Annotated in this window: 20 protein-coding genes; 9 read left to right on the forward strand and 11 right to left on the reverse strand. The window is 71.1% G+C overall.

The features are described from left to right. Positions 1-68: 68 nt before the first annotated feature. Positions 69-1,391, reverse strand: a complete 1,323-nt coding sequence (locus tag U870_RS0100575) for a bifunctional o-acetylhomoserine/o-acetylserine sulfhydrylase (protein WP_025155472.1) — start codon at positions 1,389-1,391, stop codon at positions 69-71. A 124-nt stretch (positions 1,392-1,515) separates the two neighbouring features. On the opposite strand from U870_RS0100575, the gene U870_RS0100580 reads away from it, so the two are divergent. Next, entirely contained in the window at positions 1,516-2,304 is a 789-nt protein-coding gene (locus tag U870_RS0100580) for an SDR family oxidoreductase (protein ID WP_029947016.1), read from the forward strand. Positions 2,305-2,309: 5 nt separating this feature from the next. Then, positions 2,310-3,092, forward strand: coding sequence for a potassium channel family protein (locus U870_RS0100585; protein ID WP_025155474.1), 783 nt, complete (start codon positions 2,310-2,312; stop codon positions 3,090-3,092). Between the two features lie 30 nt (positions 3,093-3,122). Here U870_RS0100585 and U870_RS0100590 read toward each other — a convergent pair whose 3' ends face one another. After that, positions 3,123-4,658: a flotillin family protein gene (locus U870_RS0100590; protein ID WP_025155475.1), complete on the reverse strand. Its 1,536-nt coding sequence runs from the start codon at positions 4,656-4,658 to the stop codon at positions 3,123-3,125. A 3-nt stretch (positions 4,659-4,661) separates the two neighbouring features. Further along, entirely contained in the window at positions 4,662-5,234 is a 573-nt protein-coding gene (locus U870_RS0100595; RefSeq protein ID WP_025155476.1) for an NfeD family protein, read from the reverse strand. A 128-nt stretch (positions 5,235-5,362) separates the two neighbouring features. Between U870_RS0100595 and metX the strand changes: the two genes are divergently transcribed. Genes metX through U870_RS0100615 form a run of 4 tightly spaced genes read left to right on the forward strand, consistent with a single transcriptional unit; the run spans position 5,363 to position 9,641 of the window. Then, the gene (gene metX / locus U870_RS0100600; protein ID WP_025155477.1) at positions 5,363-6,568 is read left to right on the forward strand and encodes a homoserine O-acetyltransferase MetX; all 1,206 of its coding nucleotides are present in this window, start codon (positions 5,363-5,365) and stop codon (positions 6,566-6,568) included. Between the two features lie 15 nt (positions 6,569-6,583). Then, the gene (locus U870_RS0100605) at positions 6,584-7,750 is read left to right on the forward strand and encodes a sensor histidine kinase (protein WP_025155478.1); all 1,167 of its coding nucleotides are present in this window, start codon (positions 6,584-6,586) and stop codon (positions 7,748-7,750) included. Beyond that, positions 7,747-8,952: a hypothetical protein gene (locus tag U870_RS0100610; RefSeq protein ID WP_025155479.1), complete on the forward strand. Its 1,206-nt coding sequence runs from the start codon at positions 7,747-7,749 to the stop codon at positions 8,950-8,952. Before U870_RS0100605 ends, U870_RS0100610 begins: the two co-directional genes overlap by 4 nt. A 35-nt stretch (positions 8,953-8,987) precedes the next feature. Continuing rightward, positions 8,988-9,641 (forward strand): response regulator, encoded by a 654-nt coding sequence (locus tag U870_RS0100615; protein ID WP_025155480.1) that lies wholly within the window; start codon positions 8,988-8,990, stop codon positions 9,639-9,641. 16 nt (positions 9,642-9,657) lie between these two features. Here U870_RS0100615 and U870_RS0100620 read toward each other — a convergent pair whose 3' ends face one another. From U870_RS0100620 to U870_RS0100635, 4 genes are all read right to left on the reverse strand, one after another. Then, positions 9,658-10,935: an MFS transporter gene (locus tag U870_RS0100620; RefSeq protein WP_025155481.1), complete on the reverse strand. Its 1,278-nt coding sequence runs from the start codon at positions 10,933-10,935 to the stop codon at positions 9,658-9,660. 164 nt (positions 10,936-11,099) lie between these two features. After that, the gene (locus tag U870_RS0100625) at positions 11,100-11,408 is read right to left on the reverse strand and encodes a thiamine-binding protein (protein ID WP_025155482.1); all 309 of its coding nucleotides are present in this window, start codon (positions 11,406-11,408) and stop codon (positions 11,100-11,102) included. Then, complete coding sequence (locus U870_RS0100630; protein ID WP_025155483.1) at positions 11,405-12,748, reverse strand: glycosyltransferase 87 family protein; 1,344 nt, start codon at positions 12,746-12,748, stop codon at positions 11,405-11,407. The genes U870_RS0100625 and U870_RS0100630 overlap by 4 nt, the downstream gene beginning before the upstream one ends. Positions 12,749-12,770: 22 nt before the next feature. Next, positions 12,771-13,664 (reverse strand): ADP-dependent NAD(P)H-hydrate dehydratase, encoded by an 894-nt coding sequence (locus U870_RS0100635; RefSeq protein WP_025155484.1) that lies wholly within the window; start codon positions 13,662-13,664, stop codon positions 12,771-12,773. A gap of 69 nt (positions 13,665-13,733) precedes the next feature. Between U870_RS0100635 and U870_RS0100640 the strand changes: the two genes are divergently transcribed. Then, a complete protein-coding gene (locus tag U870_RS0100640; RefSeq protein WP_025155485.1) occupies positions 13,734-14,351 on the forward strand; it encodes an HAD family hydrolase in 618 nt (205 codons plus the stop codon). Positions 14,352-14,359: 8 nt separating this feature from the next. Next, complete coding sequence (locus tag U870_RS0100645) at positions 14,360-15,442, forward strand: NADH:flavin oxidoreductase/NADH oxidase (RefSeq protein ID WP_025155486.1); 1,083 nt, start codon at positions 14,360-14,362, stop codon at positions 15,440-15,442. Positions 15,443-15,491: 49 nt separating this feature from the next. Here the strand turns inward: U870_RS0100645 and U870_RS0100650 are convergent, their stop codons facing one another. Beyond that, the gene (locus tag U870_RS0100650) at positions 15,492-16,529 is read right to left on the reverse strand and encodes a hemolysin family protein (RefSeq protein ID WP_025155487.1); all 1,038 of its coding nucleotides are present in this window, start codon (positions 16,527-16,529) and stop codon (positions 15,492-15,494) included. Continuing rightward, the gene (locus U870_RS0100655) at positions 16,522-17,862 is read right to left on the reverse strand and encodes a hemolysin family protein (RefSeq protein ID WP_025155488.1); all 1,341 of its coding nucleotides are present in this window, start codon (positions 17,860-17,862) and stop codon (positions 16,522-16,524) included. Before U870_RS0100655 ends, U870_RS0100650 begins: the two co-directional genes overlap by 8 nt. Positions 17,863-18,067: 205 nt before the next feature. Between U870_RS0100655 and U870_RS25005 the strand changes: the two genes are divergently transcribed. Beyond that, positions 18,068-18,499 carry a hypothetical protein gene (locus U870_RS25005; protein WP_025155489.1) on the forward strand — a complete coding sequence of 144 codons (432 nt, stop codon included), beginning with the start codon at positions 18,068-18,070 and terminating at the stop codon, positions 18,497-18,499. Here U870_RS25005 and U870_RS0100665 read toward each other — a convergent pair. Continuing rightward, the gene (locus U870_RS0100665) at positions 18,496-19,152 is read right to left on the reverse strand and encodes a DUF305 domain-containing protein (RefSeq protein ID WP_025155490.1); all 657 of its coding nucleotides are present in this window, start codon (positions 19,150-19,152) and stop codon (positions 18,496-18,498) included. The two genes, U870_RS25005 and U870_RS0100665, sit on opposite strands and share 4 nt — an antisense overlap. A 3-nt stretch (positions 19,153-19,155) precedes the next feature. After that, the gene (locus U870_RS0100670) at positions 19,156-19,818 is read right to left on the reverse strand and encodes a DUF3105 domain-containing protein (protein WP_025155491.1); all 663 of its coding nucleotides are present in this window, start codon (positions 19,816-19,818) and stop codon (positions 19,156-19,158) included. Positions 19,819-19,980 lie beyond the last annotated feature (162 nt).

Below are 19,980 nucleotides of genomic sequence, written 5' to 3' on the forward strand. Positions count from 1 at the left end.
CGTGAGTCGTTGCGGGTCCAGGAGGTTCCGGACCCGCAACGACTCACGTCTCGCGGGTGGTGCGGAGGTCAGGCGCGCGCGGCCTCGGCGACCGAGCGTGCGGCGGCGAGGCCGACCGACAGGTCCGCCTTCAGGTCGTCGATGTTCTCGAGGCCGACCGAGAGGCGCACCAGGCCGGGCGTGACGCCCGCGGTGAGCTGCTGCTCCGGGGTCAGCTGGGAGTGCGTGGTCGACGCCGGGTGGATGACGAGGCTGCGCACGTCGCCGATGTTGGCGAGGTGGCTGAACAGGGCCAGGTTGTCGACGAGCGCACGGCCCGCGTCCACGCCACCCTTGAGCTCGAACGACAGCACCGCGCCGACACCCTTGGGGGCGTACTTGTTGGCCGCGGCGTACCACGGGCTGGTCGGCAGGCCGGAGTAGTTGACCGTGGCGACGTCGGGGTGGCTCTCGAGGAACTCCGCGATCTCCTGCGCGTTCTGCACGTGGCGCTCGACGCGCAACGAGAGGGTCTCGATGCCCTGGATGAGCTGCCAGGCGCTGGCCGGGGCGATGGCCGAACCGAGGTCGCGGAGCAGCTGCACGCGCGCCTTGATGATGTAGGCGAGGCCGTCGCCGACCGCGGCGGTGTAGCTGGCGCCGTGGTACGACGGGTCCGGCTCGGTGAGGCCCGGGAACTTCTCGACGTTCTTCGACCACTCGAACTTTCCGCCGTCGACGACGACGCCGCCGATCACCGTGCCGTGACCGCCGAGGAACTTGGTGGCCGAGTGCACGACGATGTCGGCGCCGTGCTCGAACGGGCGGATGAGGTACGGGGTGGCGATCGTGTTGTCGACGATCAGCGGCACTCCGGCCTCGTGCGCGACGTCGGCGACGAGGGCGATGTCGAGGATGTTGATCTTCGGGTTGCCGATGGTCTCGGCGAAGAAGAGCTTGGTGTTCGGGCGGACCGCGCGGCGCCACTCGTCGGCGTCGTCCTGGTTCTCGACGAAGGTGGTCTCGATGCCGAGCTTGGCGAGGGTGTACTTGAAGAGGTTGTACGTGCCGCCGTAGATCGAGCTCGACGAGACGATGTGGTCGCCGGCCTGGGCGATGTTCAGGACCGCAAAGGTCTCGGCGGCCTGGCCCGACGCGACGAGGAGGGCGCCGGTGCCCCCTTCGAGCGCGGCGACGCGCTCCTCGACCACGGCCTGGGTCGGGTTCTGGATGCGGGTGTAGATGTTGCCGAACTCCGCCAGGGCGAAGAGATTCTTGGCGTGCTCGGCGTTGTTGAAGACGTAGGAGGTGGTCTGGTAGATCGGCGTGGCGCGCGCGTTGGTGACGGGGTCCGGCGCGGCACCGGTGTGGATCTGCTTGGTCTCGAACTGCCAGTCGGCGGCGTCGGTCATGGCGTAGCTCCTTCGGGTGGAAATCGATGAGCGGCCCTGCCACCGCCTCCAGACCAGGCTAGAGGTGCGCCTCGCGTACCGGCAACGCACCCGAAACACGCCGTAACCCGTGAGAATAGGGTCCATGAGCAGACGCGTGGTCGTGACGGGAGCGAGTTCGGGCATCGGGGCGGCGACAGTGCGCCTCTTCCGCGAGCGCGGGTGGGAGGTGGTCGGCGTCGCCCGCCGCGCGGACCGCCTGCGCGAGCTGGCCGACGAGACCGGAGCCGACGTGTTCGCCGCCGACCTCACGAGGCAGGACGACGTCGACGCGCTCCGCGACCATCTCGCGGCCACCGGCGGCGTGCACGCCCTCGTCAACAACGCCGGCGGGGCCAAGGGCCTCGACTCGGTGGAGGACTCCAGCGTCGACGATTGGGCGTGGATGTACGAGATCAACGTCCTCGGCACGAAGCGGGTCATCAGCGCACTGCTCCCGCTGCTCCGCGCCGGCGCGGAGGAGACCGGCCACGCCGACATCCTGAACCTCACCTCGATCGCCGGCCACCAGGCGTACGTGGGCGGAGGCGGGTACAACGCGGCGAAGTTCGCGCAGCACGCGCTGACCGAGGTACTGCGGCTGGAGCTGAACGGCGAACCCATCCGGGTGGTGGAGGTCGCGCCGGGCATGGTCGCCACGGAGGAGTTCTCCCTGGTCCGTTTCGGCGGCGATCGGCAGAAGCGCGACGCCGTCTACGAGGACGTCCCCGAGCCCCTCACGGCGGAGGACATCGCCGAGACGATCGTGCACGCCCTCGAGCTCCCCCGCCACGTCGACCTCGACCTGATCGTCGTGAAGCCGGTGGCGCAGGCGGCACCGTACCGCTTCCACAAAGGTCCCCTGCGGGTGACGCCTCCGCGAGCGGAGGCCTAGGCGCCGTGGCCGACGACGCCGCACGGGAGCGGTGGGAACGGGCGACCGCCTTGCCCGCCGTGATCGCCAGCGTCGCCTTCCTGATCGCCTACACGTGGGACATCCTGGACGAGCACCCGCCGCTGGGTTTCCACGTCCTGCTGGTGGTGGTGCTCGGGGCGGTCTGGCTGTTCTTCCTCGTCGACTACGTCGTGCGACTCGCCCTGGCGCGCGACAAGGTGCGCTTCGTGCGCCGCAACAAGGTGGACCTGCTCTCGGTCTTCCTGCCGATGGCGCGGCCGTTCCGTCTGCTCACCGGGATCAGCCGGATCCGCGCCTTCCGCGGCGACACCGCCGCCCACCTGCGCCGACGGGTGATCATCATCGCGGCCGCCTTCGTGGTCATGTTCATCTACACGATCTCGCTCGCCGTGTACCGCCAGGAGCGGTACGCGCCCGGCGGCAACATCCATTCCTTCGGCGATGCGGTCTGGTGGGCCTGCGTGACGATGGCCACGGTCGGCTACGGGGACTACTACCCGGTCACGGTGCCCGGCCGGATCCTCGCGGTGGTCCTCATGATGGGCGGCATCGCGATCGTCGGCACCGCGAGCGCGACCATCGTGTCGTACCTCAACGAGCGCACCCAGCACCTGCGCCGGCACCCGGACGACGACGGCCACCGAGACGACGTCCCGCGCTCCGGCACCGGCCGCGAACTGCGCCTCCCTCCGGACGAGCCGCCATCGGCGTCGCCCACGACGTCGCCGACGACATCGACGCCGGAAACGCCGAAGGACGGCGAGTAGCCTCGCCGCCCTCCGGATACCGCTGCCGGGCTACTCGGCGGGGGTCGCCGCCGTCCGGGCGCCGCGGTCGACCCGCGTTCCCGTGCCCGGCGCTGCCGCGCTGAGCGCGCTCGCGCCGAGCGCTCCGCCCGCGAGCGAGCCGAGGATCCCGCCGAGGTCGAGGCCGGTCAGGTCCTTGACGACCTTCGGGACCTCGCTGGCGACCTGGCCGATGGTCTTGGTGACGGCCGAGGCGCCCTCGGTGCTGATCACCGTGAGGTTGTCGATGTTGCCGAGCGGCTCCGCAATGGCGCGCGTGATCTCGGGCAGCCGGTCGATGATCTCGGAGGCGAGCCCCGCCTCGCCGAACTTGCGCAGCGCCTCCGCCTTGGCGTCGGTCGCCCGCGCCTCGGCGAGGCCCTCGGCCTCGATCGCGGCCGCCCGGGCCTCACCGTCGGCGCGCACACCGGCGGCGAGCGCGATCTGACGGTCACGCTCCGCCTCACCGGCGAGCCGGACGGACTCGGCGGCGGCCTGGGCGTCCTGCACCGCAGCGATCTTGTTCGCCTCGGCGATGGTGCGGCGCTTGTAGGCGTCGGCCTCAGTCGCCGCGTTCGTGGCGTCGCGTTCGGCCTGCGCACGCTGGACGGTCGCGTAGGCGTCGGCCTCGGCCGGCTTGCGGACCTCGATGTCGAGGCGCTCCTGCTCGACCTTCGCCTTCTCGGCGAGCGCGTCGCGCTCCTGCGTGGCGACGAGCTTCTCCTGCTCGGCCTGCGCGAGCTGACCGGACGCCTCGGCCTCGGCGTTGGCCCGGTCGGTCTCCGCCTTGATGCCTGCCTGCTTGAGGCTGAGGGCCTTCTGACGCTCCGCGATCTGCTCGGCGGCGTCGATCCGCGCGAACTCGCTGGCGCGCGCCGTCTCGACCTCGCGGATCTCGGCGTTCTGCTTGGCGAGCGCTGCCTCCGCGCGACCGAGGTCGGCGAGGTAGTTGGTGCCCGGGGTGGAGATGTCGGAGATGTTGAGCAGGTCCACCTGCAGTCCCTGCTCGGCCAGGTCGACCTTGGTCGCCTCGACGACGCCCTCGGAGAGCGCGTTGCGGTTGGAGATGATGTCCTTCACCGGCATGTTGCCGATGATCGAGCGGAGCGAGCCCTCGAGCGACTGCTGGATGATCTCCGTCAGGGAGTTTTGCTGGGAGAGGAAGCGCTGGGCGGCGCGACGCACGCCCTCGGGGGTGCCGGAGACCTTGAAGTTCACGCTCGCTTGGATCGCCAGCTTGATGAAGTTGGCGTCCACGCCCTCGACCACGATGCCGATCTGACGCTGCTCCAGCGAGATCGCGAAGCCCTGCTGGAGGATCGGCCAGATGAAGACGCGGCCGCCGATGACGACGCGCTGCCCGCCCTCGTTCTCACCGGAGGCGGTGGCCGCGGCGGACGGGCGCCCGGCCCCGCGTCCCACGATGACGAGCGCCTCGTTCGGCGCCACCCGGCGGATGCGGCTGGCGATGAAGAGGAACACCGCGAGGACGGCGACGATGATGCCGACGACCGCGATGACGCCGGCGATGGAGGAGGGAGTGTCCATTTCTCAGTCCTTCTCAGGGTCGGTGTGTGCGGGAGGAGTGTGTTCAGGAGAGTTGTGTTCAGGAGAGCGGTGTTCGGGAGCGGTCTGCTCCGGGAGGGACGCACCGGAGGCGGCCGGCGCGAGCCGGGCCACTTTGACGCGGGAGCCATGGGTCTCGACCACGCGGATCGTGGCGCCCGCCGGGATCTCCTCGTCGGCGTACGCGAGCCGGGCCTCCAGCTCGTGCGAGCCGTCGAGGCTGACCTCACCGCCGTTGGGGCTGACGCGCGTGCGCGTGACGCCGGTGAGGCCGGACGGGTTCGAGGGGGCCCCGTCCTCGCTGTTCTGGAACCGCCGGGTCAGCAGCTGCACGCCCACCACGGTCACCAGGCCGGCCGCGGCCGCGATCACGTAGGCGAAGCCGACGGGCCAGTCGTTGGCCAGCACGAGCAGGCCGGAGGCGCCGAAGATCGTGAGCCCCGCGCCGAGGCCGGTCCCGGAGAGGGCGCCGTCGAGCAGGTCCAGCAGCTCGCCGAAGAGCATCGAGATCAGGAGGAGCGCCAGCCCCACGCCGCCGATGATCAGAAAGACGATCACGCTTACTCCCCCGCCCCGCAAGGTTGAAGGGCTTTCATCGTTTTGAAAGCCGAGTCCCAGGAAGCCTATAGCACCGGTGTCGTCGTAACAGTGCGGCGATCGTCGCCCGGCTTGGAGAGAATGGGGCCATGGAGTGGCAGACATCCGCCGATACGGCCCCGTCGAGTTTCATCACGGAGGCCCAGGCGCGCTCGCTGCTCGGCCGGCCGCCGGCGAGTGGCGCGTGGAAGGAGACCGACGCGCCCGCCGGGCGACGGTTCGCCGGCATCGGGGCGTTCTCGTTCGAGAGCGGCGAATCGCTGCCCTACGTCCGCATCGCCTACGAGACCTGGGGCGAGCTGTCCCCGGCCGGCGACAACGCCGTGCTCGTCCTGCACGCGCTCACCGGCGACGCCCACGCCGTCGGCCCGTCCGGTCCCGGTCAGCCCACCCCGGGCTGGTGGTCCGGGATCATCGGCCCGGGCAAGGCGATCGACACCGACCGCTGGTTCGTGGTGGTGCCGAACATGCTCGGCGGCTGCCAGGGGACCACCGGGCCGGCCTCCATCGCGCCGGACGGCATCGAGTGGGGCGCGCGCTTCCCGTTCACCACGATCCGCGACCAGGTGAACGCGCAGGCGGCGTTCGCCGACGAGCTCGGCATCGGGCGCTGGGCGGCCGTCGTCGGCGGCTCGATGGGCGGGATGCAGGCCCTGGAGTGGGCGGTCTCGTTCCCCGACCGGGTCGAACGGCTCGCGGTGCTCGCCGCCCCGCCGTTCTCGACCGCCGACCAGGTCGCGCTCAACTCCGTCCAGATCGAGGCGGTGCGCACCGATCCGCTCTTCCAGGGCGGTGCCTACTACGACGCCGGGGACGGCGACGGCCCGCATCGGGGCCTCGCGCTCGCCCGGCGGATGGCGCTGCTGAACTATCGCAGCCCCTCCGAGCTCAACGCCCGCTTCGAGCGCACCTGGCAGAGCGGGATCAGCCCCCTCGGCGGCGGAGGACGCTTCGCGGTCGAGTCCTACCTCGACTTCCACGGGAACAAGTTCACCCGCCGCTTCGACGCCAACAGCTACATCACGCTGGTGCAGGCGATGAACTCGCACGACATCGGCCGCGACCGTGGGGGCGCCGCCGCCGCACTCTCCCGGGTCACGGCGCGCACGCTCGTGCTCGGGATCGACAGCGACCGCCTCTTCCCTGTGGAGGGGCAGGAGGTCATCGCCGCGCACCTGCCCGACACGATCGACGGTAGAGTTCCTGTGGTGATCCGCTCGGACTTCGGTCATGACGGGTTCCTGATCGAAGACGATGCCGTCAGCGAGCACCTGAGGCGTCTGTTCGCGGCCTGAGCGGAACGGAGGAGGATGTCGCGCATCCAGAAGGAGCGTGATCGGCTCCTCGCAGCGACCGCCCGCACCGTCGGGCTCACCGCGAGCGCGACCGCCCTCGTCTGCCTAAGCATCCCGGGAACGCTCCCGCTGCCGCTCTACCTGGCCTCGCTCGTGCTGCTGGCGTGCCTCGCGTACGCCCAGTTCCAGCTTGCCGGACTCTTGCGCTCCGCCCTGTGGATGGGCGTCATCGTCGTGGCCGGGGTGTGCATGATCCTGTTGAACCTCCTGCCGATGGAGCCGCTCGGGCCGTCTGCGCTCAGCGCCGTCGGCGTCATCGGCGCGGTCGGCATCGCCAGCCTGTCCGTGCTCTCGGTGACCTCGCGGCCGCGGCTCCTGCTGCTGATCGTCGCCGCCGTGGTCACCCTGGGCGCCGCGGTGACGACCCTGGCCGTGACGCACTCCCGGCTCGCCGAGCCCCTTCTGCTCATCGTCGCGGGTTGGGTCGCCCTCACCGCGACGGGCGTCTGGCTCTCCCGCACCGTCCCGCGCACCCTCAAACGCATCTCCACGATGAGCCGTGCCTACCGGGTCGAACGGCAGGCGAGTGAGACCGAGGCCCGCCGGCGCCAGGGAGCGCGGCTGCTGCACGACACGGTCCTGGCGACGCTCACCCTCCTCGCCCACTCCGGCGTCGGGGTGGGCGTCGGCGCGCTCCGCGAGCAGGCGGCGGAGGATGCCGCCCTGCTGCGCCAGCTGCGTCTCGGCTTCACACCGGACCCGACCCGCTCGGGCGACTACCGGCTCAAGCCCGTCGAGGAGTCCACGCTCGGCAACACGCTCGAATCGGTCAAACAGCGCTTCCGGCGCATGGGCCTCGAAGTGAACTGGCACGGCTCGGGCCAGGTGCTGCTGCCGAGCGATGTGCTGGACTCGTTCCTGCTGGCGCTCGGCGAGTGTCTGGAGAACGTGCGCCGGCACTCCGGGGTGAACGAGGCGCACGTCACGATCACCGACGACGAGACCACGGTCCGCGCCATGGTCACCGACGCCGGCAAGGGGTTCGACGTCGCGACCATCGAAGAGGGCAGGCTCGGCTACACCGAGTCGATCGTCGCCCGGCTGCGCGATGTCGGCGGGAACGCCCGGCTGTTCTCCTCCCCCGGCAGCGGGACCACCGTGGTGCTCGAGGTGCCGAAATGAAGCGGGCGGACGAAGCGACCATCCCGCACTCCCCGATCGGCCGCCCGGCCGGCGAGGAGCGCGACGCCCTCGGCCGCGCCCGACTCGATCTGGGCTTCAACATCGCCTCGCTCGCCCTCATCGCGTTCCTGCTGGTGCTGTTCCTGCTCAACCTCGGCGCCTACCCGGTGCTCCCCCTCGGGATCGCCGCCTGGACACTGCTGGCCGCCACCCTCGCGGCCGCCCTCGTTCTCCGCTTCCGGCTGCCCGAGGAGCTGCCGCTCTGGCTGTTCGCCGGCGCGCTGGTGCTCTGGGCCGGCGCCGTGGCTCTCGACATCGTCGGCACGACGTCCGACCAGTGGGTGCCGCTGACCGCCGCCGCGGCCGTCGGGCCCGCGCTGCTGCTCTGCGTCCCGGTGCGCCCGCCTCGGGACATCATCGCCGCCTCCGCCGCCCTCGGCCTGGTGCTCGCCGTCGTGCTCGTGCTGCGCTCCGAAGGCGACGTGCGGATGCTCGGCCCCGGCGCGGTGACGATCGCGATCGCCGTCGGGCCTCCCCTGATCAGCATGCAGATCATCCGTTCGCTGCGCACGCTCGTGCAGCTGGAGCTCGACCTCGTCCAGGTGCAGAGCACGGTCTCCTCCCCCGGCTACGCCGTCGGCATGATGGCGTCGGAGGAGCTGGCACGGCTCGACCTCGCGGCCGAACGTCTCCTCGACGGCGTCGCCACCGGCCGTACCGCCCTCCCGCTCGACGAGGCCACCGCGGGCGCCGCGGGAAGCATTGCGACGGAGCTGCGCCTGCATCTCATCCAGGGCCGCAAGGAGACGTGGCTCTACCACGCCGTGACCGAGTCCGCGCTGCTCGGCCCTGCCGTGACGCTCAGCGACCCGGAGGGGTTGGCCGCGGGGCTGAAGCGCGACCAGCGCGACGGTCTGCTCACCGCCGTGTGGCTGCTGATCAGCGACCCCGTCCGCGCCGGGGTCGGTCAACCGCGCGGGCTGACGCTCGACATCTCCCGGCCTGCCTCCCTTCCCGGCTCTCCCGGGGCCGGAACCACCATGGCGATCGCGATCTCGACTACCGGTGTGCCGCGAAACGGGGTAGACCCCGCGGCATGGCAAGCTATCCGTAAAGTGGGACGATTCGTCGAGTCGTTCTCGGGCTCGACGCTCCGGATCGACATCACCACTGTCAGCGACACCTCGGCCGACCCGACCTGACGGCCGACCGCACCAGAACCGAAGAGAGGCTGCTCGTGAGCGAGGCTCCCCCCATCCGCATCGCCATCGTCGACGATCACAAGATGCTGCTCGGTGCACTGACCGAATGGATCCGCAACGCAGCGGACGACATCAACATGGTCGCCGCGGTCGCCAGCTGGCCCGAACTGCTCACGCATCCCGAATTCCCGGTCGACGTCGTGCTCCTCGACCTCGACCTCAAGGACAACATCCCCGTCTCCCTGAAGCTCTCGACGCTGAAGACGACCGGCGTCCGCACCGTGCTGATGAGCACGTATTCGGAGCCCGCCGTGGTGCGCGAGGCCCTCGCCGCCGGCGCGCTCGGCTACCTCGTCAAGAGCGAGGACGCCGAGATGATCGTCGAGGCGATCCGCGCCGCGAGCAAGGGCGAGTCGTTCATCTCGGCCGAGCTCGACCTGGCGCTCAACGCCGGCGAGGTCGGCGGAGCCCCGAAGCTCAGCGCCCAGGAGCGCCGCGTGATGGCGCTCTACGGCGCCGGCGAGCCGGTCAAGGCGGTCGCCTTCCAGCTCGGCATCTCGGACGAGACCGCCAAGAGCTACCTCAAGCGCATCCGCGAGAAGTACCGGGTGGCCGGCTACGACGTCGGCACGAAGGTCGCCCTGCGCAAGCGCGCCATCCAGGACGGCATCCTGCTGCAGAACGACTGACCGTCGTTGCGGGCCCTCAGTCGATCGGGACCTGAGGGCGCTGCGCGTGCACCACACCGGTGTCCACACCGCGGTGGATGCGCGAGCGGTCGATGCCGAACGACACGAGGGCCAGCACGATGCCCGCGACGCACAGCACCGCGCCAACGGCGACCGGTGACACGTAGCCGAAGCCGGCCGCGATCGTGAGGCCGCCGAGGAACGCGCCCATGGCGTTGGCGATGTTGAGGGCCGAGTGGTTCAGCGCGGCCGCGATGGACTGGCTGTCGTGCGCGACGTCCATCAACCGGGTCTGGATGGTGGGCGAGAGGGCGGAGGCCGCTCCCGCGATCACGAACACCGAGATCAGCAGCCCGACCAGCGACGCCGCCGTGAAGAACAGCACGGCCAGTCCCACCAGGAGCACGGCGAAGAACAGCATCATGCTGCGCTCCACGCTGCGGTCGGCCATCCGGCCGCCGAGGATGTTGCCGACGGTCATGCCGATGCCGATCAGGATGAGCACGAACGGCACCGCCGCCTCCGGCAGTCCGGTGACCGTGGTCACCATCGGCGAGATGTAGGTGTACACGGCGAAGAACCCGCCGAAGCCGATGGCGCCGATGAGCAGCGCCAGCCAGACCTGCAGCCGGCCGAAGGCGCGCAGCTCGTTGCGGAGCGTCGCCTTCGGGTCGCCGGCCTGCCACGGCACCAGGAAGGCGACCGCGGCGAAGGTGAGGGCGAAGATCGCCGCCACGACCAGGTACGCGATGCGCCAGTTCGTGGTCTGTCCGACCCAGGTGATGAACGGCACCCCGATGACGTTCGCGATGGTGAGCCCCGAGAGCACGAACGCCACGCCCTGCCCGCGCTTGCCCGGGCCCATCAGGGAGGCGGCGACCAGCGACGCGATGCCGAAGTACGCGCCGTGCGGCAGCGCCGAGACGAATCGCGCGACCAGCACCAGCCCGAACGTGGGCGCGAGCGCGGAGGCGATGGTGCCGATCGTGAACGCGACGAGGAGCCAGAGCAGCAGCTTCTTGCGCGGCAGCCGTGCGGCGACCGCCGCGATGGTCGGCGCCCCGACGACGACCCCGAGGGCGTAGGCCGAGATGAGCCACCCCGCCTGCGCGATCGCGTCGGTCGACGACGCCGCGTAGACCTGCGGCAGGAGGTCGTGCGCGATGTTGGGCAGGAGCCCCATCGCGACGAACTCGGTGGAGCCGATGCCGAACCCGCCGAGGGCGAGGGCGAGCAGCGCAAGACGAGTACGGGCCGACGACAGCTGCGTCGGCCCGTCGATTCCGGGTTTCACTCGGCAAGCCTATATCGAATCGTTTCGATGCGAGCCCTCCGAGCGCCTCCCCACGTAACGATCACATGAAATCCCCCGCGAGGTTCACGTCGTTGCGCTCATTCGGCCGAAATGAGCGCAACGACGTGAACCTCGGCGGAGGGAGGGAGGGAGGGAGGGCGCGGTTAGGGGCGGGTGTCGAGGGCGGCCTCGAGGCGCTGCAGCTTGCCGTCGATCTCGCCGGTGTGCCCGGGGCGGATGTCCGCCTTGAGCACGAGGGAGACGCGGGTGCCGTAGGCGCCGACGGCCTCGGTGGCGCGCTTGACGACGTCCATCACCTCGTCCCACTCCCCCTCGATCTCGGTGAACATCGACGAGGTGCGGTTCGGCAGGCCGGACTCGCGGACGATGCGGACGGCGGCGGCGACGGCGTCGTGGACGGAGTCGGTGCCGTCGGGGCCGCCGCTCGGGGCGACGGAGAAGGCGACGATCATGGGGTTTCCTCTCGGAGGGCGGCGCTCGGCGCCGCGGCGACGGGCGTGCGGAACGGCCAGACCCGGGCGGGGACGGTGTCGAAGACGGCGTCGTCCGCGTGCCGGTGACGCCAGAGGGCGCCGATGGCCCAGCCGAGGATCACGAAGTACATCAGGTTGCGGACGGTCAGCACCGCGACCATCCCGGGGTCCGGGATCAGCAGGTAGTCGTACAGGAACGGGTAGAACACCTGGGTGAGTCCCGCGGTGACGAGGACCAGGATCGCGGGGGTGCGGAAGCCGCGTCCCTGGTAGACGAGCCCGATCACGACCGGAGCCGCGAGCCAGGTGATGTACTGCGGCGAGCCCACCTTGTTGAAGGCGATGAGCGCCGTCACGATGGCCAGGGACAGCTCCGGGAGGATGCGCGTGTACGGGGTGCCCCGATGCACCGAACGGATGCCGAGGAGCGCCACGACGACGCAGGTGACCGCGAGCAGCGGGTTCATCAGCGACCCGGCCAGCTCCGTCCCGCTGCCGCTCACCTGGAAGGTGATCAGCTGGGAATCGTAGTAGACCGCGGCACCGGGCGTGTGGAACGCGGCCTGCCACATCCAGAACGTGCTGACCGGCGCTTCGATCTGGATGCCGCGGCCGGTCTGCATCGTGATGAAGCTCAGGAGGTGCATCCCGGCCCCGAAGATCAACGGGACGGCCACGATGACCGCCGAGGTGACGGCGGCGACGAGCACGATGCGCCAGCGGGAGCGCAGCGCGACGACGGCCGCGACGAGGACCGCGGCCGGCCACACCTTGATCCACGTGGCGACGGTGAGCAGCACGACGGCCGCGCGCTCGTGGACGGCCAGCCAGAGCAGGCCGACGATCGCGAGCGCCGCCGCGACGGAGTCGAGCCGGCCGACGGCGACCGGTCCGAGCAGCAGCAGGAAGCCGAGCCACCACCACGCGGCGACGATCCGGCGCGGGTCGCGCCCGACGATGAGGGTCGCGAAGGCGGCCGCGTCCAGCAGCAGCACCAGGGTGAGCCAGCCGCCCACGTAGTTGTCCGCGCCGAAGAGCAGCGGCAGCATCACCGGCACGAGGGCTCCGAACGGGTACACCCAATCGGAGTTCACCCCGACGATCTCCGTGCCCTGCGCCGCCAGCTGCGCCCACGGCTTGTAGACGAAGTAGACGTCGCCGAGGCCCTTGCCCTGGTGCAGGGCGAGGCCGCCGATGATCAGGTGGACCAGCAGGAACCCGATCCACAGGGCGAGCGGATGCACGAGCGCCCGGCGGAGCGCGCCGGGGGCCGTCGCCGGAGTGGCCGACGCCGGAATCGGCGCTGCGTCCATCCCCATGCGCCTCATCCTAGGGGATGCCTCAGTCCCCGCTCCTGAGAGCGCGGCGCTGCTCCCTGAGAAGATCGCGGACCACGCCGGGCACGGCCTCCGCGATGTCGAGGGCGACGATCGGCCCGCCGTCGGAGGCCTGCTCCCCCGCGCGGCCGTGCACCCATGCGGCGGTCGCGGCGAGCGCCGCCAGCGTCTCGTGGCCGCCCGAGACGATCTCGTCGGCGTGCGTCGCCAGCAGGGCGCCCAGGATGCCGCCGAGGACGTCCCCGCTGCCCGCGGTCGCGAGCCAGGCCGGACCGGCCGTGACGGTGTAGCGCGCGCCCGAGGGGACCGCGACGTGCGTGGTGTGCCCCTTCAGCAGCACGGTGACGCCGAAGGTGCGCGCCGCCCGCGCCGCCCAGGCGCCCGGATCGGCCGCGATCTCCGCCGCGGTGACGGCGTCGGAGTCGTCGTCGGCCCGCGCCGCGAGCATCCCGGCGAGTTCGCGATAGTGCGGGGTGACGACGACGAGCCCGGTCGCCGATCCCACCAGGTCGAGCGCCCCCGCGTCCACCACGAGCGGTGTCCCGTCGGCGAGCGCCGCGCGCAGGCGCAGGAGGTCGTCGGAGGGGCGGGCGCCGGCGTCCATGCCTGACCCGATCAGCCAGGCCTGCACCCGTCCGCCGGCCGAGACCGCCTCCGGTCGGCGGCGCAGCACCTCCTCGGCGGGCCGTGGGGCGCCGAGATAGCGGATCATCCCCACGCCGGTCCGCGCGGCGGCCTCCACCCCGAGCACGGCGGCGCCCGGATAGCGGTCGGATCCGGTGACGACGCCCAGCACCCCGCGGGAGTACTTGTCGCTCGCCTCGCCGGGCTCCGCGATCCACCCCGTCGCATCGCCCTCTCCCCATTCGCGGACCTGGGTCCCGTGCACCTCGTTCATCGCACCTCCTCCCTCCACGATAGGTTCTCCGGCCGCGAGGGACGCGCCCGCCCGCGATAAGTTGGGGTCATGGTCATCAGCATCCCCGGGACCGTGGTCGTCTTCGACTACGGAGAGGTCATCTCCGTCACCCCGTCCGAGACGGATCGCACCGCGCTGGTGGAGCTGGCCGGCGGCGATCACGACGTCTTCTGGCCGGCCTACTGGAGGCACCGGCTCGATCTGGATCAGGGGACGCTCGGCATCCAGCAGTACTGGCGCGGGATCGAGCGCGAGCTGGGCGAGCAGTGGGACGACGCCCGGATCCACCGGCTGTGGCTGGCCGACTTCCGCAGCTGGCTCACCATCGATCCCGGAACGCTCGACGTGCTCCTCGCGCTGAAAGAGGGCGGAACGCGCCTCGCCCTGCTCTCGAACGCCGGCCGCGACTTCGGCTCCTACTTCCGGCACGGGACGCTCGGCGACCTGTTCGAGGAGGTGTTCGTCAGCGGCGAGCTCGGCACCGTCAAACCGGACGCGGCGATCTTCCGGCATGTGCTCGACACCCTCGGCGTTGCGCCGGAGCGGATGGTGTTCATCGACAACAAGGAGGAGAACGTGCGCGGCGCCGAAGCGGTCGGCATCGCGGGGCACGTCTTCACCACCGCGGCGGACCTGCGGGCATATCTCGAGGGCCTCGCCGCTTAGTACTGACGATGACTACTCTCTTCGATCCCCTCACCATCCGCGGCGTGACCGCACGCAACCGTCTCTGGACGTCGCCGATGTGCCAGTACTCGGTGCTCGACCGTTCGGGCGTCCCGCAGCCGTGGCAGCTGGTCCACCTCGGGTCGATCGCCGCCGGCGGCAGCGGGATCGTCTTCACCGAGGCCACCTCGGTCAGCCCGGAAGGCCGGATCTCTCCGCAGGACACCGGCATCTGGACCGATGAGCAGGCGGAGGCATGGCGGCCGATCGTCGCGTTCATCGCCGCGCAGGGCGCCGTCCCCGGCATCCAGCTCGCGCACGCCGGGCGCAAGGCGTCCAGCTGGCCCGCGTGGGGCTACGAGGACCGCACCGGCTCGGTGCCGGCGGACGAGGGAGGCTGGACGACGGTCGCCCCGTCCGCCGAGGCGTTCGGTGACCTGGAGGCGCCGCTCGCCCTCGACGCCGCGGGCATCGACACGGTCGTCGCCGACTTCCGCGCCGGGGCCCGTCGCGCGGTGGACGCGGGCTTCCGCATCCTGGAGCTGCACGGCGCCCACGGGTATCTGCTGCACCAGTTCCTCTCCCCGCTCGCGAATCACCGCGAGGACGAGTACGGCGGCTCCCTCGAGAACCGCGCACGTCTGCTCCTGCGGATCGTGGGAGAGATCCGCGCGGAGGTCGGCGAGGGAGTACCCCTGTTCGTCCGCTTCTCCGGCAGCGACTGGGCTCCGGGAGGCTGGGACGAGCAGCAGACCGCCACCGTCGCGGGCTGGGCGCAGGAGGCCGGAGCCGACTTCTTCGACGTGTCGAGCGGCGGCATCCAGGCGGGCATCCGCATCCCGATCGGGCCGGGCTACCAGGTCCCCTTCGCCGAGCACGTGCGCGCCGCGGCCGAGGTGCCGGTGAGCGCCGTCGGCCTGATCACGACGCCCCGGCAGGCCGCGGACATCGTGGAGAGCGGGGCCGCCGACGCGGTGATGCTCGCCCGGGAGATCCTGCGCGACCCGCATTTCCCGCTCCGCGCCGCGCACGAGCTGGGCGTGACCGTCGACTACTGGCCGCCGCAGTATCTGCGCGCCCAATGGCGGTGACGGCGCAGCCGCGCTGACACGGGACTGACCCGCTGACGCGGCCCGGCGCTCAGGAGCGCCGGGTCGCGTCCTGCACTTCGCCCACCAGCTCCTCGATGATGTCCTCCAGGAACAGCACCCCGGCCGTCTCGCCCTCGGCGTCGACGACGCGGGCCAGGTGGCTGCCCGAGCGGCGCATGGTCGCCAGGGCGTCCTCCAGGTCGCTGTCGACGAAGACCGTCACCAGCCGGCGAACCCGCTTGCCGGGGACGGGGAGCTCGAAGCCGGTCTCCTCCAGGTCGAGCACGTCCTTGAGGTGCAGGTAGCCGGTCGGCTCGCCCTCCGAGTCGGGCACGACGTAGCGCGAGAAGCCGTGCTTGGCCACCGCCCGCTCGACGTCTGCCGGCGTCGGCGATGCCGGCAGCGAGACGAGCGTCTCGGGGCGCACCATCACGTCGCGCACCTTCTTCTCGGTGAACTCGAACGCGGCGGTCAGCGCGCCCGTGCGGTCCATCAGGACGCCCTCGCGCGTCGACTGGTTCACGATGGTCACGACCTCGTCGAGGGTGAACGTGCTGGCGGCCTCGTCCTTCGGCTCGACGCCGAACAGGCGCAGCACGCCGTTCGCCGTCGCATTGAGGGCGACGATGATCGGACGCACCGCGCGGCCCACCGCGACGAGCGGGGGCGCGAGCAGCAGGGCGGCACGGTCGGGCATCGAGAACGAGATATTCTTCGGCACCATCTCGCCGAACACCACGTGCAGGAACGACACCAGCACCAGGGTCACGATGAACGCGACCGTTCCGATGACCTCCTCCGGCCAGCCGGTCCCGTGGAGGGGGATCTCCAGCAGGTGGTGGATGGCGGGCTCGGACACGTTCAGGATGAGCAGCGAGCACACCGTGATGCCGAGCTGGGTGGTCGCCAGCATGAGCGTCGCGTGCTCCATCGCGTAGAGCGCCGTCTTGGCGCTGCGCTTCCCGCGCTCGGCCAGCGGCTCGATCTGCGAGCGACGTGCGGAGATGACGGCGAACTCGGCGCCGACGAAGAAGGCGTTGATGACCAGGAGGATCACCAGCCAGAGGATCCCGATCCAATCACTCATGGCGGTCCCCCTCTCCGGTCGGGGCCGGCACCGGGTCCGGGGTGTACCGGATCCGGTCGACACGACGGCCGTCCAGGCGCTCCACGCGCAGCGTGCCGCCTTCGATCGCGACCTCGTCCCCCACCTTCGGCAGACGACCCAGCTCGTTCATCACGAAGCCGGCGACCGTCTCGTACGGGCCGTCCTCTGGCACCGTCACTCCGGCGCGCTCGAGCAGCTCGTCCGGTCGGAGGATGCCGGGGAAGGTGATGGAGTCGCGACCGCGCACCACACCCGCGCGGGTGCGGTCGTGCTCGTCAGCGACTTCGCCCACGATCTCCTCGACCAGGTCCTCGAGGGTCGCGATGCCGGACGTTCCGCCGTACTCGTCGACGACGACGGCCATCTGGTAGCCGCGACCGCGCAACTCGCCGAGCAGCGTCTCGAGGTTCATGGTCTCGGGGACCCGCAGCGCGTCCGTCTGCAGGGCGGAGACCGGCACCTTGGCCCGGCGCTCGCGCGGCACGGCGACGGCCTGTTTGACGTGCACGAAGCCGACGACGTCGTCCACATCCTCGTCCACGACGGGGAAGCGGGAGAACCCGGACGTCCGGGCGAGCCGGATCACGGCCTCGGCCGGGTCGGTGCGGCGCACGGTCTCGATCCGCGGGCGCGGCGTCATCACGTCGGACGCGGTCCGGGCGGAGAAGGCCAGGGTGCGGCTGAGCAGCGTTGCCGTGTCCGCCTCCAGCACGCCGGCGCTGGCGGAACGGCGGACCAGGGAGGAGAGCTCCTCCGCCGTGCGGGCGCCGGAGAGCTCCTCCTTCGGCTCGATGCCGAGTGCGCGCAGGACGCCGTTCGCTGTGCCGTTGAGCAGCACGATGAACGGCCGGAACACGGTCGTGAACACGGTCTGGAACGGGATGACGAGCTTGGCCGTCGCCAGCGGGAGCGCCAGAGCGAAGTTCTTCGGCACCAGCTCGCCGAGGATCATCGACAGCAGCGTCGCGACCAGGATGGCCACGATCGTCGCGATCGGCGACACGGCGCCGTCGGGCAGCCCGGTCGAGAGCAACGGACCGCGCAGGAGGGTGCTGATCGCCGGTTCCATGGTGTAACCGGTGAGCAGCGTCGTGAGCGTGATGCCCAGCTGCGCGCTGGAGAGGTGGGTCGAGGTGATCTTCAGCGCCGCGATCGTCATCCCGAGCCGCGACTCGCCGCGGGCGCGCCGCGCCTCGAGGTCACCGCGGTCGAGGTTCACGAGCGCGAACTCGCTCGCGACGAAGAGGCCGGTGCCGATGGTCAGCAGCAATCCGACGCCGAGCAGGAGCCACTCAGTGAGCACGGTGGTCACCCCGCTCGCGCCGCGATGGCGGATTCGGGAACTGGAATGGGCTACAAGAAGGAGGGTCGTCCATTTCCCGGCCAGTATACCGAGACGGTCTGCGTGGACCGCCGCGGATCCGGGGCGGATTCCCAGCGTTCCCATCGGCCGGCCACAGACCTCCCGCAGTGCGGCCTCCCACAGTGGCGACAGCATCCACGGAGAGGAACCCGCCATGACCACCGCAGACCCGAACGCCGGCGTCCCCGCAGCGGGCTGGCCGCAGCAGCCGGTCGCGCCGCAGCAGCCCACAGCGCATCAGCAGCCCCAGCCCCCGTACGCCGGTCAGCCGCACCCGCAGTGGCAGCAGCCGGCCGCACCGGCTCCCGCAACGAGAGGGAGCATCCTGCGCCGCTGGCCGGTCTGGGCGCAGAACACCGCCATCGTGGTCGGCGCCGTCGCGGTGCTCGCGATCGTCTTCTTCGCCGGCTTCTTCACCGGCCACGCCACCGGTGGCGGGGCGCGCGGCGGTTTCGGAACAACCCAGAACGTCGAGCCGCGCCCGTTCGGCGGCCAGAACGGCGACAGCAGCGGGAGCGGCACCGGCGGGATGGGCGGCTTCGGCGGCGGCTCGGGCTCGGCGACGAACCCCGGAGGCGGCTCCTAGTCCCGCGCCGCCAGCATCGACTCCATCAGAGCGATCTCGGAGGTCTGGCTCGCGACCACGCCTTCGGCGAACGTGCGCACGGTGCGGTTCTCGCTGCGCGCCAGCACCGCATCCGCCATCTCCACGGCCCCGGTGTGGTGCGCGATCATCAGGGTGAGGAATGTCCGCTCTGCGGCCACGCCCGAGGCCGTCCGCAGCTGAGCGATCTGTTCGGGCGTCGCGAGCCCTGGCATCGGCTCGCCGGGCGTGTGGGCGCCGCCGCCGTGGTCGTGCGCGCCGGCCGTCCCACCGACCGTCGCGGGCCGGGTCATCCACGTCATCGACGGCTCGGCGGCCGCCTGCGACAGGCCCCACCCCGTCAGCCAGCCGTACAGCTGGCCGGACTGCTGACTCTGCGTGGTGGCGATGTCGTAGGCGAGCAGACGCGTCTCCGGGTCGTCGGTGCGGTCGCGCACGATCATCGCGAGCTCGACACCCTGCTGGTGGTGCTCCTGCATGTCGCGGGCGAACCCGGCCTCGGCACTCGTCGTCCCCGGTGTCTGCGGGGCGCCGACGCTCAGCCGGCCCGCCGAGAAGGCGAGGACCCCGGTGACCGCGACGACCACGAGCCCGGCGATGACGAGCGGCCACGCCCGTCCCGGCGCGCGGCCCATCGGCTAGGAGACCTTGCCGGGAGCGTCGAGCGCGCCCGTGCAGGACGCCCCCGGCTCCGGCACCGACGAGCTCTGCCAGTACGCCTCGAAGAACTTCGCGATGCGCGGATCGTCGGCCTTCTGCACCTGCAGCTGCACGTTCCAGCCGCTGAGCACGATCGGGGCAGGCAGGCCGTCGTACGGTGACAGGACGGCGTAGGTGCGCGGGATCTTCGTCTTCAGCAGGTCGAGCTGCTCGGCGGACAGGTCGGGCGAGTACGTCACCCAGATCGCGCCGTGCTCCAGCGAGTGCACGGCGTTCTCCTTGGGCACCGGCTGGTCGTACACGCCGCAGTTGAGCCACATCGGGTTGTGCTCGCCGCCGGCGGGCGGGTTCTGCTTGTAGTCGACCGGGCCGGTCACGTGGCCCGCCGTGTTGTCGAACGTCTTCACGCCCTCGATCGAGAGGGTCTTGCCGCCGGCCTCGTAGGTGGCCGCCTTGGGTGCGGTCACGATGATCGTGGCGACGAGCGCGGCGACGGCGACGACACCGGCGATGGCCGACCCGATCCCGATCCGGCGGTTGCGCGTGCGGCGCGCCTGCTCCTTCTTGAACTGCTCCAACTTGGCCGCGCGGGCCTCGGCCTGACGTTGCTTGCGATTCGGAGCGGACGGGGATGGGGTCACGGGTGGGCCTCATTTCGACGTGGGGGTATCGGGATGAGCCAACCGAACGACGGGCGCGCCGCATTCCCCGCCGGACCCGCTCCCAGTCTCTTGCCAGGTGCGGCGCCTCCCGCCGCCCACCCGCCCCCGGGCCGGGCGCCCGCTAGACTCCGGGTCAGATCG

Origin of the sequence: Leifsonia aquatica H1aii (assembly GCF_000633535.1) — a bacterium.
GTDB classification, from domain to species: domain Bacteria; phylum Actinomycetota; class Actinomycetes; order Actinomycetales; family Microbacteriaceae; genus Leifsonia; species Leifsonia aquatica_A.